At 72.5% G+C, this 15,284-nt stretch carries 11 protein-coding genes; all 11 read right to left on the bottom strand.

Annotation, left to right across the window (positions count from 1 at the left end):
* Positions 1 to 125 precede the first annotated feature (125 nt).
* The gene (locus AB1460_RS11330; RefSeq protein WP_368960926.1) at positions 126 to 1,040 is read right to left on the bottom strand and encodes a PspA/IM30 family protein; all 915 of its coding nucleotides are present in this window, start codon (positions 1,038 to 1,040) and stop codon (positions 126 to 128) included.
* 139 nt (positions 1,041 to 1,179) lie between these two features.
* A complete protein-coding gene (locus AB1460_RS11325) occupies positions 1,180 to 1,647 on the bottom strand; it encodes a Dps family protein (RefSeq protein ID WP_368960924.1) in 468 nt (155 codons plus the stop codon).
* A 240-nt stretch (positions 1,648 to 1,887) separates the two neighbouring features.
* Positions 1,888 to 2,205 (bottom strand): helix-turn-helix domain-containing protein, encoded by a 318-nt coding sequence (locus AB1460_RS11320; RefSeq protein WP_368960922.1) that lies wholly within the window; start codon positions 2,203 to 2,205, stop codon positions 1,888 to 1,890.
* A 196-nt stretch (positions 2,206 to 2,401) separates the two neighbouring features.
* Positions 2,402 to 3,697 (bottom strand): competence/damage-inducible protein A, encoded by a 1,296-nt coding sequence (locus tag AB1460_RS11315; protein ID WP_368960920.1) that lies wholly within the window; start codon positions 3,695 to 3,697, stop codon positions 2,402 to 2,404.
* Between the two features lie 55 nt (positions 3,698 to 3,752).
* Positions 3,753 to 4,460 (bottom strand): CDP-alcohol phosphatidyltransferase family protein, encoded by a 708-nt coding sequence (locus AB1460_RS11310; protein ID WP_368960918.1) that lies wholly within the window; start codon positions 4,458 to 4,460, stop codon positions 3,753 to 3,755.
* Positions 4,457 to 6,151 (bottom strand): MiaB/RimO family radical SAM methylthiotransferase, encoded by a 1,695-nt coding sequence (locus AB1460_RS11305; RefSeq protein ID WP_368960916.1) that lies wholly within the window; start codon positions 6,149 to 6,151, stop codon positions 4,457 to 4,459. Before AB1460_RS11305 ends, AB1460_RS11310 begins: the two co-directional genes overlap by 4 nt.
* Positions 6,152 to 6,221: 70 nt before the next feature.
* On the bottom strand, positions 6,222 to 7,022 hold the full coding sequence (locus tag AB1460_RS11300; RefSeq protein WP_368960914.1) for a helix-turn-helix domain-containing protein: 801 nt from the start codon (positions 7,020 to 7,022) through the stop codon (positions 6,222 to 6,224).
* Positions 7,023 to 7,174: 152 nt separating this feature from the next.
* Entirely contained in the window at positions 7,175 to 9,970 is a 2,796-nt protein-coding gene (locus AB1460_RS11295; RefSeq protein ID WP_368960912.1) for an FtsK/SpoIIIE family DNA translocase, read from the bottom strand.
* 171 nt (positions 9,971 to 10,141) lie between these two features.
* Entirely contained in the window at positions 10,142 to 11,827 is a 1,686-nt protein-coding gene (locus AB1460_RS11290; protein ID WP_368960910.1) for a ribonuclease J, read from the bottom strand.
* Positions 11,824 to 12,849: a 4-hydroxy-tetrahydrodipicolinate synthase gene (gene dapA, locus AB1460_RS11285; protein ID WP_368960908.1), complete on the bottom strand. Its 1,026-nt coding sequence runs from the start codon at positions 12,847 to 12,849 to the stop codon at positions 11,824 to 11,826. Before dapA ends, AB1460_RS11290 begins: the two co-directional genes overlap by 4 nt.
* Before the next feature lie 465 nt (positions 12,850 to 13,314).
* Positions 13,315 to 15,003 (bottom strand): hypothetical protein, encoded by a 1,689-nt coding sequence (locus AB1460_RS11280; protein WP_368960906.1) that lies wholly within the window; start codon positions 15,001 to 15,003, stop codon positions 13,315 to 13,317.
* Positions 15,004 to 15,284 lie beyond the last annotated feature (281 nt).

The raw sequence follows: 15,284 nt of genomic DNA, 5'->3' as shown, positions 1-15,284 counted from the left end.
GTCATCTAGCAGCCTCCCGGCATCAGTAGCTTCCCGGGCATCAGTGCTCGCCCGGACCAGGCCCGCGCCGGAAGCCCACGCCGCGGATGCGCCATCGATCGACCTGCCATTCAGTACGACGGCGCTCAGTACGGCGGCGGGGTGCCCTGCGGGCCGGGTGCCGGCCTGGTCAGGCCATTGTCCGGCGACGCGCCCGGGTCTCCCGGCGCCTTCTCCAACGACGGAGGCCGGTCGCCCGTGCCGCCGACCGTGCCGGGCCCGATTCCGGGAACACCGTCCGCTCCCGCCGCGGTCTGAGCGCCGGGCGCACCAGGTGCGCCGGGCTGCATGCTGCCGCGGAGCTCCGCCAGACGGCCGAGGGCCTGCGCGTCCATGGTGGCCCGCCGGACCTCGAGCATCTGCGCCTCCAGACCCTGGGACGCCAGCTCCTGCCGCCCGCGTGCCACGGCGTAACGCTTCTCGATCTTGTCACGCACGTCGGCGAGCGTCGGCGTGTCACCGGCCGGCGGGAGCGAGGTCATCTGCTCCATGACCCGGCCCATCTGCTCGTGCATGGCGGCGTGCTCGATCTGGGTGAGCAGACGGGTTCGCTCGGCCAACAGGCGCTGCACACGCATCGTGTTGTCCTCGACCGCCGTCCGCGCCTGGGCGGCGGACTCCGCGGCCTGCTGGTGGAGCAGCTTGAGGTCCTCCAGTGCCGCTTCGGCCGCGATCAGCCGGCCCGCGAACGCCTGCGCGGTCTGCTCGTACCGCGCCGCCGCGGCCAGGTCGCCGGCCGCGCGGCCGCTGTCGGCGAGCGTGAGCGCCGAGCGGGCCGCGTCGGTGAGGTTGGTGACCTCCTCGATCTGGCGGGCGAGCTTCATCTCGATCTGCCGCTGGTTGCCCACGACAAGCGCGGCCTGGGAGACGAGCTTCTCGTGCTGGCCCCGCGCATCGTCGATGGCCTGCTCCAGCTGGATCTCCGGCCTGGCCTTCTCCTCGAACGCGACCTCGGCCCGCTTTGACAGGTAGCGGAAGGCCTTGCGGACGACATTTGCCATTGCTCGATCGTCGCACGCCTGCCGCGATCCTGAGAGTCGACAACTGTCACGGATCCGACGGCGCGCCGCCACGACCTGTCGGGCCGCGGACGGCGCCACCCCGTCAACGCACGACGGGCCCGTGCCAGAACCCGGGTTCCTAGACCATGGCCTGGAACATCCAGTGCTGTTCCTCGAGGTCACGGATCGCGTCGATGAACAGGTCCTGGGTGACCGGGTCCGGCTCCGCGGTCAGGTCCATCCGGGTGCGCATCCTGGTGATCAGGCTGGCGAGGACATCGGTGATCAGCCGGATGGCCTTCTCGTCACCGATGTACCCCGCCTCGACGCCGTGCAGGTGGCTGCCCCTGGCGACCGTCGTCGTCTGCCCGTCGGGATTGACGCCGATCGCCACGGCGCGCTCGGCGGCCATGTCCGTGTAACGGCGCGCGAGCGTCACCACGTCGTCGAGCTGACGGTGCACGTTGCGGAAGTTGCGGCCGATGACGTTCCAGTGCAGCTGCTTGCTCAGGAGCGACAGATCGATCAGGTCGACGACGGCGCCCTGAAGCGCCTCACCGGTGACTGCGCGCGCCTCGTCGGAAAGCGGACTGCGGATAGCGCTCATAATGATCCCCTCTGAGTGCTCGGGCACGTCCAGAGAAAAACGTGCCCGCAGAGGAGATCTGTACGCCGGTGGCGGGACTCGGGACGGCGCCCTGGCCGCACGCAGCTGGCGGCCTGTCAGCGGTCAGTCAGCCTGTCAGCGGTCAGTCAGCCTGTCAGCGGTCAGTCAGCCTGTCAGCGGTCAGTCAGCCCGGCCGTTCAGGGCAGCCAGCGTTGAGGGCAGCCCGGGTGTGCAGCGGGGCTAGGCAGCCCGGTTGACCACCGCCGGACGGGCCGGCACGACCACCGCCGCGGCACCGACCGGTGTCGGCGCGCCCACGGCCAGCTCGGCAAGCTCCAGGTCACCGCTGACCTCGCGAAGGAGATCCGCCAGGCGTACTCCCAGCGCGTCGCAGATGGACGCGAGCAGCTCTGAGCTCGCCTCCTTCTGGCCGCGCTCCACCTCGGAGAGGTAACCGAGCGACACTCTGGCCGCCGACGACACCTCCCGCAGTGTCCGGTGCTGATCCTGTCGGCGGCGGCGCAACGCCTCGCCGATCACGCGTCGGAGCAGGACCATCGAGCCTCCTCCTTCGTCCACGGGCTGGGTTCACCGTATACCCGCCGAGCCCCCTTCCGGGGCGTCGTTGACGGGACTGTAACGCTGTAAGCACCCCAGGCCGCGACATTCCGAGATCGGCGGCACCCCCAGGCCACCGGGGCATGGCCGGCGCCTCGGCCCGCCAGCACGGGACGGTGCGTGCCCAGGTGCGGGCCTACGCCCTGGAACCGTCCAGTGCTGTGAGACCGGCCAGAACGCGCCGCAGGGCGTCCAGGGCCTGCACGACGGCGATCTCGCGGACGCGGCGCCTGTCGCCGGGCAGCCGCAGCGAGCGCGCGGCCGAGCCGTCCGGGCCGGCGAGGCCCACGTGCAGCGTGCCGGCCGGCTTGCCCTCCTGCTCGTCCGGGCCTGCGACGCCTGTCGTCGCCAGCCCGTATGTGGCTCCGAGCCGGTCCCGGACCCCCGCCGCCATCGCCTCCGCGGCGGCGTCCGACACCGCGCCGTCGGTCGCGAGGATCTTCGGGTCGACGCCGAGCGCGGAGTCCTTCACATCGGTGGCGTAGGCGACGATCCCGCCGCGGAAGACCGTGCTGGCACCGGGGACGTCCGTCAGCCGGCCGGCCAGCAGGCCGCCGGTCAGCGACTCGGCGACAGCAAGGGTCGCGCCCCGGGCGCCGAGCAGCTCCAGGACGACCTTCTCCAGGGAGTCCTCGTCGGTGCCGTACAGGCCGGGGCCGAGCGCGAGGCGGGCGGCAGCCTCGACCGGAGCGATGAGCTCGTCGGCAGCGGCCCGGTCGGCCGCCCGGGCGGTGATCCGCACCCTGGTCTGGCCGCCGCTGGCGAGGAACGCGATCCGCGGGTTCCCGATCGGCTCCAGCCTGGTGACCTCGTCCGCGAGCGCCTCGGCGACCGCCGACTCCCACATGCCGGCCGTGCGCAGGACACGGTGTACGACGACAGCCGGCTCACCGGCCCGCCGCAGGAGGTCCGGCAGCACGCTGCGGGTGAACATGTCCTTCATCTCGTACGGGACCCCGGGCATGGCGTAGACCACGCCGGCACCGATCTCCATCCGGATCCCGGGAGCCGTTCCGGGCCCGTTGGGCAGGGCCTGCGCGCCCACCGGCAGGTCGGCCTGGCGGAAGTTCATCTCCGGCACACCGCGGCTGCCGGCGGCGGCCCGGTTCCGCCCCAGCTCGGTGAACCTGCGGCGCAGGTTCGTCTCCTCGGCCTCGTCGCGGCGCAGCCCCACACCGGCCGCCTGGGCGATGCCCTCGCGGGTCAGGTCGTCCTGGGTCGGGCCGAGCCCGCCGGTGAGAACGACAGCCTCGGCACGTCCCAGCGCCAGGGTGATCGCGGACGCGATGTCGGAGATCACATCTCCGACCACGGTGGACGTCGCCACCTGCACGCCGACATCGGCGAGCTGACCACCCAGCCAGGCCGCGTTGCCGTTCACGATGTCGCCGTAGAGAAGCTCGTCCCCCACGGCCAGCAGCTCAGCGCGCATCGGTCTCCCCTGTTCCGGGCCCGATGGCGGGCCCCCATCCACCCCTCGGACCAGCTCACCCACCGTTGCTCTGCACGGACGCGGCACCGGCCTGACGCCGCAGTGCCAGGGCCCGGTAGACGTAGTCCGCCCCGGTCACGACCGCGACGACGACGCCGCAACCGAGGATGGCTGCCCGCCCCGTCGCGGCGATGCCGTCGAGCGGGAGCACATAGAGGCCCAGCGAGATGTTGAGCAGCAGTGTCTTCGCCTTGCCCCCACGGCTGGCGGCGATCACGCCGAACCGGATCACCCACAGCCGCAGCAGGGTCACGCCGATCTCGCGGACGGCGACGACGATCGTGACCGCCCAGGGCAGCTCGTCCAGCAGCGACAGGGAGACGAGAGCGGCGCCGGTGAGGGCCTTGTCCGCGATGGGGTCGACGAGGATCCCGAAGTCAGTGATCAACCCGCGCCGACGGGCGACCGTGCCGTCGATCTGGTCGGTGACGGCGGCTATCGCGTAGGCGGCGAAGGCCGCGTAGCGCCAGCCGTCGGTGTCCGGGCCGGCGAAGAGGAAGGCGACGAACACCGGTACCAGCGCCAGCCTCATGATCGTGAGAGCGTTGGCGATGTTGAGCAACGGGGGCTTCGGCTCCGCGCGGTGCGGTGGCCCGGCGGCGGGCGCGGGATCCGCCCGCGGCGGACCGGCACTGGCGAGAGCGGCCTGCTCAGCCCACGCGGCGGCGTCGCCGGACGATGTGCCCGCGCCCGGTCCGGTCACGCCGGACCCGGGAGCCGGCCCACCACGCCCGCCAGATCACGTGATCGCGGGACGGGCTCCGCCGCGACAGCACCGGTGTGACCGGCGTGATCAGTACCGGTGGCACCGGTACTGATGGTGGCAGTGGTGCTGGCAGCGGCAGCGGTGCCGGGCGGCGCGACGCTGGCCCGGTCGAGGACGTCGGCGAACTCGGCGACAAGATCGACACCCTCGGCCGCCACCACCCGGGCCGTGACGAGATCGCCGACGGCGACCCCGCCGGCGACCCCGCCCGCGGGGAGCCGCACGGTGCAGGCGCCGTCGGCATCGGCCTGCTGGTGGCCCGCGCAGCCGAACACCAGCCCGCCGGCCACCTCCTCGACCAGCACCTCCACCGTGGTGCCGACGCGGCGCTCGGCGCGGGCCTCCGTCAGCTGCTCGACGAGGTTGGTGACCTCGACGCGGCGGCGCTCGATCTCGTCGGGGTCCAGGTGGCCGTCCATCCCGGCCGCCTCGGTCCCCTCCTCGTCGGAGTAGCCGAACACGCCGACGGCATCCAGGTCGGCGCGTTCGAGGAAGTCCATGAGGATCTCGACGTCCTCCTCGGTCTCGCCGGGGAAGCCGACGATGACGTTCGAGCGCGCGCCGAGGTCACCCAGCATGGCGCGGCCCCGCCGCAGGAGGTCGAGGAAGTCGTCGGTGCCGCCGAAACGGCGCATCCGGCGCAGCACGGCCGGGCTGGCGTGCTGGAACGAGAGGTCGAGGTACGGCGCCAGCCCTGGCGTCGTCAGCAGCGCCTCCAGCAGCGACGGACGCAGCTCCGCCGGCTGGAGGTACACCGTCCGGACACGCACGATGCCGGGGACCGCGGCGAGCCGGGGCAGCAGCTTCTCCAGCGCCCGCAGATCACCAAGGTCCTTGCCGTAGGACGTCGAGTTCTCGCTGACCAGCACGAGCTCCCGCGCGCCCTGCCCGGCCAGCCACTCGGCCTCGGCCAGCACCTGTTCCGGGGGGCGGGAGACGTGCGACCCGCGGAACGACGGGATGGCGCAGAAGGCACAGCGCCGGTCACACCCGCTCGACAGCTTGACCGGAACGACGGGGCCGGCGGTGAGCCGCCGCCGGCCGGCACCACTCGCGCCCGCCGGCTCGGCCCGCGCCGCCGAGGCCGCCCCCGCGGGCGGCAGCTGGATGTGGCCGGGCAGATGGGGGGCGTGCGCGGCACCCGCGGCGCCCGCCCGCTCGACCGGCGTGATCGGCAGCAGCGCGCGCCGGTCCCGCGGGGTGTGCGCGGACGGCCGCTCACCGGCAAGGACCGCGTCGAGGTGGGCCGAGATCTCCGGGTAGGCGTCGAAGCCGAGAACGGCGTCCGCCTCCGGCAGGCTCTCGGCCAGATCCCGGCCGTACCGCTCCGCCATGCAACCGACGGCGACCACCGCCCGCGGACCGCCGGCCGGCCCGTCGGGCTCGGCTGCCCCGTCACCGTCAGGCTCGCGCAGGGAGTCCGCCGCGAGCAGGGCGTCGATCGAGTCCTTCTTCGCCGCCTCGACGAAACCGCAGGTGTTCACCAGTACCGCGTCGGCGTCGGCGGCGTCGTCAACGAGCTCCCAGCCGTCGCCGGCGAGCCGGGCGGCGAGCTCCTCCGAATCCACCTCGTTACGCGAACAGCCAAGTGTGACGACAGCTACCCGGCGGGTCGGACGAGGGGACACGGGACCCAGGCTACCGGGACAGGCCCGGCGGACGTGCCGACGGCCCGGCCGGAGCCGGCGTGCCGGCCGGTCAGCGACCCGGCCGACCGGCCGGCGAGCGCAGGTTCGGCGCGGCCAGGCCGGTCGCCTGGTCATCGCCCATGGTGCAGCCGCCACCGGACGCGGCGAGGGCCAGCCGGACGGTGACCACCTGGCCCGGGGCCCCGGCCGGGCCGAGATTCCGCCCGTTGCACGAGAGATCCACCGCGCCGGCGTTACCCATCCTGATCTCCAGCGCGCCCTCGGACGACACCTCGCGGCTGTCGCCCTGCTCGAGGAGTTGCTGGAGGAGCACCTGCTCGCTCTCGTCGCGCACCTCCAGCCAGCTCTGCGCATCGCGGGCCTCGACCCGGACGTTCACACCGGGTGGCTGGGAGGTGGCCGGTGCCGGCGACGGCGAGGCGACCACGACCGGGGACGGGACCCGTTCGTGGCCGGCGTCGTAGGCGGCGAGCAGCGGCACCGGGTCCAGGCCGAGCGTGGTCGCGATGGTCCGCAGGTGCCCGCGCGCATAGACCGCGCCACCGCAGTTGGTGAAGTCGTTGTGCTCGATCTGCCCGATCAGCGCCGCGCGGATCCTCGTCCGGTCGCTGACATCGTCGATGGTGAGACCCGCGGCGCGCCGCGCCGCCACCAGGGTCTGCCCGACCGAGTCCGGGGTCAACGGGTCGGGGGGCGGCAGGTCCGGGCCCAGCTGCTCGAGCCCGCCCCCGTCCGGGGTGCCGGCGGCACGCGGCACGCTGGCGGCAGGTGGAGTCGCGGCGCCCTGTGTGGGGACGTCTCGCTCCGGTGCGGCCGGCTCCGTCGCAGACGGCTCCGTCGCATCCGGCACTGCGGCACCCGGCCGAGGGGCCGCAGGTTCGTCCGCGGACTGCATGAGCGAACCTCCGCACCCGATATCCCGCTGGCGCCGTGGCGGCGCCAGCCGATATTACGGTTGGCCGCCGACGTCCGACAGCCGGCAACGGACCTGTCCAGACTTTCTTATCCGTTGCGGAGCGTCGTGAGAAGTCCTTCCAGCTCGTCCGGCATCACCAGCACGTCCCGTGCCTTGGAGCCCTCACTCGGCCCGACTATGCCGCGGCTCTCCATCAGGTCCATCAGTCGGCCGGCCTTGGCGAACCCGACACGCAGCTTGCGCTGCAACATCGACGTCGAGCCGAAGTGGGTGCTCACGACCAGCTCGACCGCCTGGAGGAACAGCGCCATGTCGTCGCCGATCTCCTCGTCGATCTCCTTGCGTGCCTCGCCGCCGCCGTCGAAGACATCCGGCACGAAGGTGGGCTGGGCCTGCTCCTTCGTGTGATCGACGATCGCGGAGATCTCGTCCTCGGAGACGAACGCGCCCTGGATACGGGCCGGCTTGCTCGCGCCCATCGGCAGGAAGAGCGCGTCGCCGAGCCCGACCAGCTTCTCCGCGCCCGCCTGGTCGAGGATGGTCCGGCTGTCCGCCAGCGATGCTGTCGCAAACGCCAGCCGGGACGGCACGTTGGCCTTGATCAGACCGGTGACGACGTCGACCGAGGGCCGCTGGGTCGCCAGCACGAGGTGGATGCCGACCGCTCGGGCCATCGCCGTGATCCGGCAGATCGCGTCCTCGACGTCACGTGGCGCGACCATCATCAGGTCGGCCAGCTCGTCGACGATCGTGAGGATGTACGGGTAGGGCGCGTAGACCCGTTCCGACCCCGGCGGGGCCACGATCTCGCCGTTGCGGACCTTGCGGTTGAAGTCGTCGACGTGGCGCACCCCGCAGGCGGCGAGGTCCTCGTACCGGTTCTCCATCTCCTTCACCACCCACTGCAGCGCGTCCGCCGCTTTCTTGGGATTGGTGATGATCGGCGTGATGAGATGGGGAATGCCCTGGTAGCTGGTCAGCTCGACCCGTTTCGGGTCGACCAGGACCATGCGGACCTGATCCGGGGTGGCCCGCGCAAGCACGCTGGTGATGAGCGTGTTGATACAGGTCGACTTTCCCGCTCCGGTGGCGCCCGCGATGAGGATGTGCGGCATTTTCGCGAGGTTGGCCAGCACATAGCCGCCCTCGATGTCCTTGCCGAGGCCCACCACCAGCGGATGCGGGTTTCCGGTCGCCTCCCCGCTGCGCAGGACGTCACCGAGAGACACTAGTTCGCGGTCGGTGTTCGGGATCTCGATGCCCACGGCGCTCTTGCCCGGGATCGGGCTGATGATCCGCACGTCCGGGCTCTTGACGGCGTAGGCGATGTTCTTCCCGAGCTGGGTGATGCGCTCGACCTTCACCGCCGAGCCCAGCTCCACCTCGTACCGGGTCACCGTCGGCCCCCGGGTGAAGCCGGTGACCTTCGCGTCCACCTTGAACTGGGTGAACACGTCGGTCAGCGAGGCGATGACACCGTCGGTGGCCGCCGAGCGGACCTTCGGCGGGGTCCCCGACCGCAGCAGCGTCGGTGACGGCAGCCGGTAGGCGCCGTCCGTCGGCGGGACGAGGTACTCGATCTCGTCCGGACCGGGCGGCGGGTCGCCGGCCAGATCCGACCCCCCGGCCGCGGCCGCGGCGGCGGGCGTGCCGGCCGCAGCGCGGGCACGCTGGCGCCGCGCTGCCGGGCCGGCGGCACCGGCAGCACCGGCAGCGCCGCTCTCGCCGGCGACGAGGCCGAGGACGTCCTCGCTGTCCTCCCCGTCCTCCAGGCCCGCGACGTCGGCGAACAGGTCGGCCGGGTCGGTGCCGTCACCCGCCGGCGCGGGGGGCCGCGAGCGGCCGGCAGCGGACCGCCCGCGCCCCGCACCCGTCTCCGCGCCCGGCGCGCCCGCGCCACCGGCGCCCAGGTCGTACACGCCCTCGCGCGGGGGCCGGGAGGCGCCGCGCCGGCGTCGCGACCGCGGCGGCTCCTCGTCGAGCAGCTCGTCGAGCGCGGTGTCCTCGGGGACGTCCACGTCCGACTCGTAGTCGTCGAACTCGTCGTCCTCGTCGGCGTAGCCACCCGGCTCGCGGATCGGGACGGTGAGCCGCTCGGCGAACTCGCGGAGCTTCTCCGGCACCTGGCGGATCGGTGTCGCGGTCACCACCAGGAAACCGAAGAGCGACATGATCAGCAGCAGCGGGACGGCCACGTAGACGGTCACCGCGCTCGCCAGCGGCGCGCCGCTGAGCAGCCCGAGCAGGCCCCCGGCCGTACGGATCCTGTCGACGCCCTGGGCGAGGTCCGGCTCGCCACGCGCGATGTGCAGCACGCCCAGGATGCCCAGCGCGACGGCGGCCCAGCCGATGACCACCCGCCCGCGGCTTTCCGGGTCCGACGGCGACCGGACGAGCCGCCAGGACGCTCCGAGGCAGAACAGGGGGACGGCCAGCGCCCCGGCCCCGACGAACAGCTCGATCGCCGCGGCGACGAAGGCCCCGACCGGGCCACCGGCGCCACCCCACAGAGCCGCGCCGAGCAGGATCGCGGCACCGAAGGCGGCAAGCCCCAGGCCGTCGCGCCGGTGCTCGGCATGGATCCGCAGATCCCGCGTGTTGCGGCCGAACCGGCGCAGCGCGCTGCCGAGCAGCCCGGCCGCGGCCATCCACGCGTGGTATACCGCCTTGACGGCGATCTGCGCGATCAGCAGCTGGATCGGCGGCTTCGGCGGTCCTGACCGCCGACGCGTGCTCGCGCCGCGGGTCGCCGCGCCACGGGTGGGTGCCGCGGGCTGCCTGCGCGCGGGAGCCCGCCCGGAGCCGCCCGCACCGGACCGCGCCGTGGCCGCTCGTGGTTTGGTCTGCGCCTGCGTACGGGCGCCGGACGTGCGTGTGGCCACGCGGAGAAGGTACCCGGGAAGCGACGCGAGTCGCTGCAACCCAGACTATCCGGGCGTGCCATGACGGTACCCACGGCATTCTTCCCCGCCTGAGGGGGCCACTCGACAATGGAAGAAAGCCCTGGGCCAGAGATTGGCCCAGGGCTTTCGGAGCAGATCCGCGAACCGCTCTCAGACTTCCAGCACGACCGGAAGGATCATGGGACGGCGCCGGTAACGCTCGTTCACCCACCGGCCGACCGTGCGCCGGACGAGCTGCTGCAGCGCGTTCGTGTCGGTCATCCCCGAGCGCATCGCGTCGTTCAGGGCGTCGGCGAGCCGGCTCTGGACCTCGTCGAACGCACTCCGGACGTCGGAGAAGCCGCGGGCCGACAGGTCCGGGCCGACGACGACCTTCCCGGCGGCGGCATCCACCACGACCGTGATCGTGATGAAGCCCTCCTCGCCGAGGATCCGCCTGTCCTTCAGGCTGGACTCGCCGACGTCGCCGACGGCGAGACCGTCAACGAAGACCATGCCGCATGGCACCGCTCCGGTGATGCTGGCCTGGCCGTCGATCAGGTCGATGACCATGCCGTCCTCGGCGAGGATCACGCGGTCCGGCGGGACGCCGGTCGCCTCCGCCAGGGCTCCGTGGGCACGCAGGTGCCGCCACTCGCCGTGCACCGGCATCATGTTCGACGGCCGCGTCGCGTTCAGCACGTACAGCAGCTCGCCGGCCGGGGCGTGCCCGGAGGTGTGCACCATCGCCACGCCCTTGTGGACGACCTTCGCTCCCCACCGGGTCAGACCGTTGATCACCCGGTAGATCGCGGTCTCGTTACCGGGGATCAGGCTGGAGGCGAGGACGACCGTGTCACCCTCCTCGATCCGGATCGCGTGGTCCCGGTTGGCCATCCGGGACAGCGCCGACAGCGGCTCGCCCTGGGAGCCGGTCGAGACCAGGCAGATGTTGCGGTCCGGCAGGGAGTCGACGTCCCGGCTGTCGATCACCAGACCGGGCGGGACGCGCAGCAGGCCCAGATCACGGGCGACGCCCATGTTGCGGACCATGGAACGGCCGACGAAGCAGACGGACCTGCCGTGCGTCTCCGCGGCGTCGAGGACCTGCTGCACCCGGTGGACGTGGCTGGCGAAACAGGCCACGACGATGCGCCGGTCGGCTTCGCGGAAGACCTTGTCGAGCACGGGTGCGATCTGCCGCTCCGAGGCCACGAAGCCGGGCACCTCGGCGTTGGTGGAGTCCGACATCAGCAGGTCGACGCCCTCCCGGCCGAGGCGGGCGAAGCCACCCAGGTCGGTCAGCCGCCCGTCGAGCGGAAGCTGGTCCATCTTGAAGTCACCGGTGTGCAGGACCAGGCCCGCGTCGGTGCGGATCGCGACCGCCACCGCGTCCGGAATCGAGTGGTTCACCGCGAGGAACTCGCACTCGAACGGCCCGAACGTATGGTGCTCCTCCTCGCGGATCTGCATCGTCACCGGCTTGATGCGGTGCTCGGCGAGCTTCGCGACCATGAGCGCGAGGGTCAGCCTGGTGCCGATCAGCGGGATGTCGCGGCGTTCGCGCAGGAGGTAGGGAACCGCCCCGATGTGGTCCTCGTGAGCGTGGGTCAGGATGACCGCCTCGATGTCGTGCAGGCGGTCGCGGATGGCGGTGAAGTCCGGCAGGATCAGGTCGACGCCGGGCTGGTCGGTCTCCGGGAACAGGACGCCGCAGTCCACGATGAGCAGCCGGCCGGCGTGCTCGAACACGGTCATGTTCCGGCCGATCTCGCCGAGCCCGCCCAGCGGGATGATCCGCAGGCCGTCGGCACGCAGCGGCGGCGGTGGCCCCAGCTCGGGGTGCGGGTGCGTCATGAAGCCGCCGTCCCGGCGGCAGCCGCGGCGGTACCCGGTCTCGCGGCGCCTGGCCCCCCGGGGGCGGACGCCGACGGCGCCGCCGCCGGCGCACCCGCAGCGGGCTCCAGGACAGCCGCGGCGAGGTCGGCGCGCAGCCGCGCGCGCTCGGCCTCGGTGGCGTCGACCAGCGGGGCGCGGACCGGCCCCGCGGGCAGGCCGGCCATCGCCAGTGCCGCCTTCGTCGTGATCACACCCTGAGTGCGGAAAACTCCCTCGTATGCGGGCAGCAAGCCCTTGTGTAGCGTGATCGCCCGACCCACCTCACCGGCCCCGAAGGCCTCGATCATCGCCCGGATGGCGGGGGCGGCCAGGTGACCGACAACACTGACCACACCACACGCACCAACGGACAGCAGCGGAAGATTGAGCACGTCCGTGCCCGAGTAGTAGGCGAGGCCCGAGTTGGCCAGCACCCATGACGACGCGGAAAGATCGTCCTTGGCGTCCTTCACCGCGACGATGCGCGGGTGGTCGGCCAGCTGCAGAAGCGTCTCCGTCGTGACGGGCACCCCGGACCTGCCAGGAATATCGTAGATCATGACAGGTAGGCACGTCGCGTCGGCGACAGCCCGGAAGTGCGCGAGCAGCCCGGCCTGCGGAGGCTTGTTGTAGTACGGAGCGACGACCAGCAGGCCGTCGGCGCCCGCCTTCTCGGCCGCGCCGGCCAGCTCCAGCGTATGCCGGGTGTCGTTCGTGCCGACACCCGCGATGACACGCGCCCTGCCGCCGACCGCCTCGCGGACCACGCGCAGCAACGTGTCCTTCTCCGCGTCGGAGGTGGTCGGGGACTCCCCGGTCGTGCCGTTGACGACCAGCGCCTCGTTCCCGGCGTCGACGAGGTGCTCCGCGAGCGCCGCGGCACCCGGGACGTCGAGCCCGCCGTCCGTGGTGAACGGCGTGATCATCGCCGTGATCATCCGCCCGAACGGGGCCGGGGGCAATGCTGACATACCTGCCACGCTAGCGGGCACCTCCGACATCTCCTCCGACGGTCACCGACCGACGGAGTCGGCATCCCCCACCACGCACCCGTGGTTCCGCGGCGTGCCGGCGGATCCGACCGGACCGTCTCGTCCGGGCGTCCGCGGCACCGGCGGGCCGGGCAGGGAACGAAGAACTACTTCCAAGCGGCTTTCAGGACCCTGACACCAGCCCCGACGGCCCCGACGGACCCGCGGGCGGACGCCCTGCGGGCTCTCGACGGCCCCCGGCGATCATGTTCCGGTCAAGCCGCATCCACAGATCACGACGGCCGAGACGGACGAACGACCGCAGGCCACCCACACGCGCCGCGCCGCCGGCGACCCCCGCGCCGTAGTTTTTCGGCATGCTCACCGTCCCGTCTCGCACGACAGTGGGTTCAGGGTACCGCCACGGCCCCGACGGCGGTCGCCGTTCGCCGGCACGGGAGGCCTCCCGCCCCCGCCAGCAGGCCTGATGGTCCGCTATGACCACAGTGCGGCCACAGCAATCAGGGGTGTCGGCCCGGCCTGCGGCTGCCCGTCCGCCCCGGGAGTGATCGACGTGACCGGCTCGTCCGGCGGCCGGTGCCAGCCCAGCGCGCGCAGCCCGGACAGCACCGCCAACACGACCAGCAACGCGAGCAGCGCCTGCTTCGCCGGGCCCAGCACCCAGGCGGCCAGGCTCGACCGCTCGCGGGTGAGCAGCACCGTCGCGGCAAACGACGACGGCACGGCCACCACCGCGACCGCGTCGGCGCCGAGCTCGAACGGCAGCGCCGACAGCGCCACGGTGAGCACCATGAGGATCATGATCGCGGCGGCGACCCGGCCGACATCCGGCGAGACGCTCAGGCCGACGACCAGCTTCGCCCGCGCCGCCCGCCGCGCGTCGGTGCTGTAGAACGCGTACACCTCGCGGTTCTGGTGGACGTCCTCCACATAGGTCCGGGCGATCCGCCGATGCTCCAGGTCGACCGTGATCGGGGTGCTCAGCTCGATGCTGGAGTCGTCGGTGCCGATGCTGACGTGGTAACTGCCCGGACCGCCCGGGTCGATGTCCACCAGGGCGACCGGCATCAGCCACCGCCGGCGTAGCGTTGCGTCGTCGTCCCGCACCGGGCACCGGCGGGCGAGCACCGTCCGGCGCTCCTCCTTCATCTTGATCAGACACGGTCGGTAGGGGTCCGTGGTGACGGCGGCGAGTGCCTCCCAGCGGCGCCCGTACTCGGCGACCGTGCTCAGCACCGGTGTCGCGGTCTCGCCCACCAGGCTCAGCTCGTCCACCCAGCCGGTGAACTCGCGCAGGTAGTAGCCGATGTGCCCGATCTCCAGCGGGGTCGGGACATCCGGATCCCGCCACAGTTCGCCGACCGCGAGCAGCAGGGTGTCCGCGCTGCTCAGCGGGTCGAACGGCTCGGCGAGCGCCTCGCCCAGAGCGATCTGGGCCGGTTCGAGCAGCGCGTGCCACGACCGCAGGGTCGCCGCGGGCACCGCCAGGTCCGCCTCGCGCTCGAGGTAGGCGCGCACCGCGTCGAGGCTGAGCGGACGGCCCGGCCGGGGCCTCAGCCGCGGCATGTTGCCGGTGAGCCGGCCTGGTCGGAAGCGGGAGATCGCGTCCACGACCCGGCGGGCCGGCCCCGGCAGCGGGCAGCCGGCAGTTTCGGCGAGCAGCGCGATCAGGTTGCCCTGGATCGCGACCGACGTTCCGTACGGCATCAGGTGCGCGTCCGAGCCGCTCGGGCCGACGAGGTCGAAACCGACCAGGGCCCGCTTCGGCAGGGTCGAGACCGGGAGCAGCAGGGACACCTCGGGTGGCAGCCGACCGGCGGTGTCGAGGCGGCCGGTGCCCGGAACGATGCTGGTCAGCAGCCCGTCCAGCGGACCCCAGTTGACGGACCGGGCGAGCTGGCAGCGGTTGGCACTGACGATCGTGAACTGGTCGACGACCCGGCGACGCAGCCCCTGGTACTCGGCCGGCGGTGCCAGCAGCATGGTGGTGACCTCGTCGACGTCGGTGAGGTCGAGAACCGGTGCGCTGTCGGCGTCGTCCCGCCGGCTCCAGCGCCGGAGCCGCCCGCCGGGCCACCCACTGCCGGGCCATCCACCGCCGGGCCCGCCCGGACCGCCGGCACCACCGGCACCGCCGGTCGCGCCCCCGTTTCCTGGCGCCACCCGCGTTACCCCAGCCCCGCGGCGGCCGCCGTGGCCGCGCCGACCACGGGCACCGGCGGCCGAACCCGGTCAGATCGATACAGATGCCGCGTCACATCGCGGCAGAGTAGCAGGATCCTCACGGATCTGATGCCGCTCCGTGCGGCGGAGGGCCGCTAGCCCTGTCTTCCGCACGTGCGTGCGGTGAGCCAGCTGCTTGGTCTCTTGTTCGGATCACGTCGGGGTGACCGCGATCGGTAGTGACAGGCCTGGGACTGTTCCTGGCTGTGACGGTCGTGATG

This window comes from Parafrankia sp. FMc2, from assembly GCF_041008525.1.
In the GTDB taxonomy this organism is placed as follows: Bacteria; Actinomycetota; Actinomycetes; order Frankiales; family Frankiaceae; genus Parafrankia.
The sequence above is the reverse complement of the archived record's forward strand: the minus strand, read 5'-3'. Positions and strand labels throughout refer to the sequence as shown.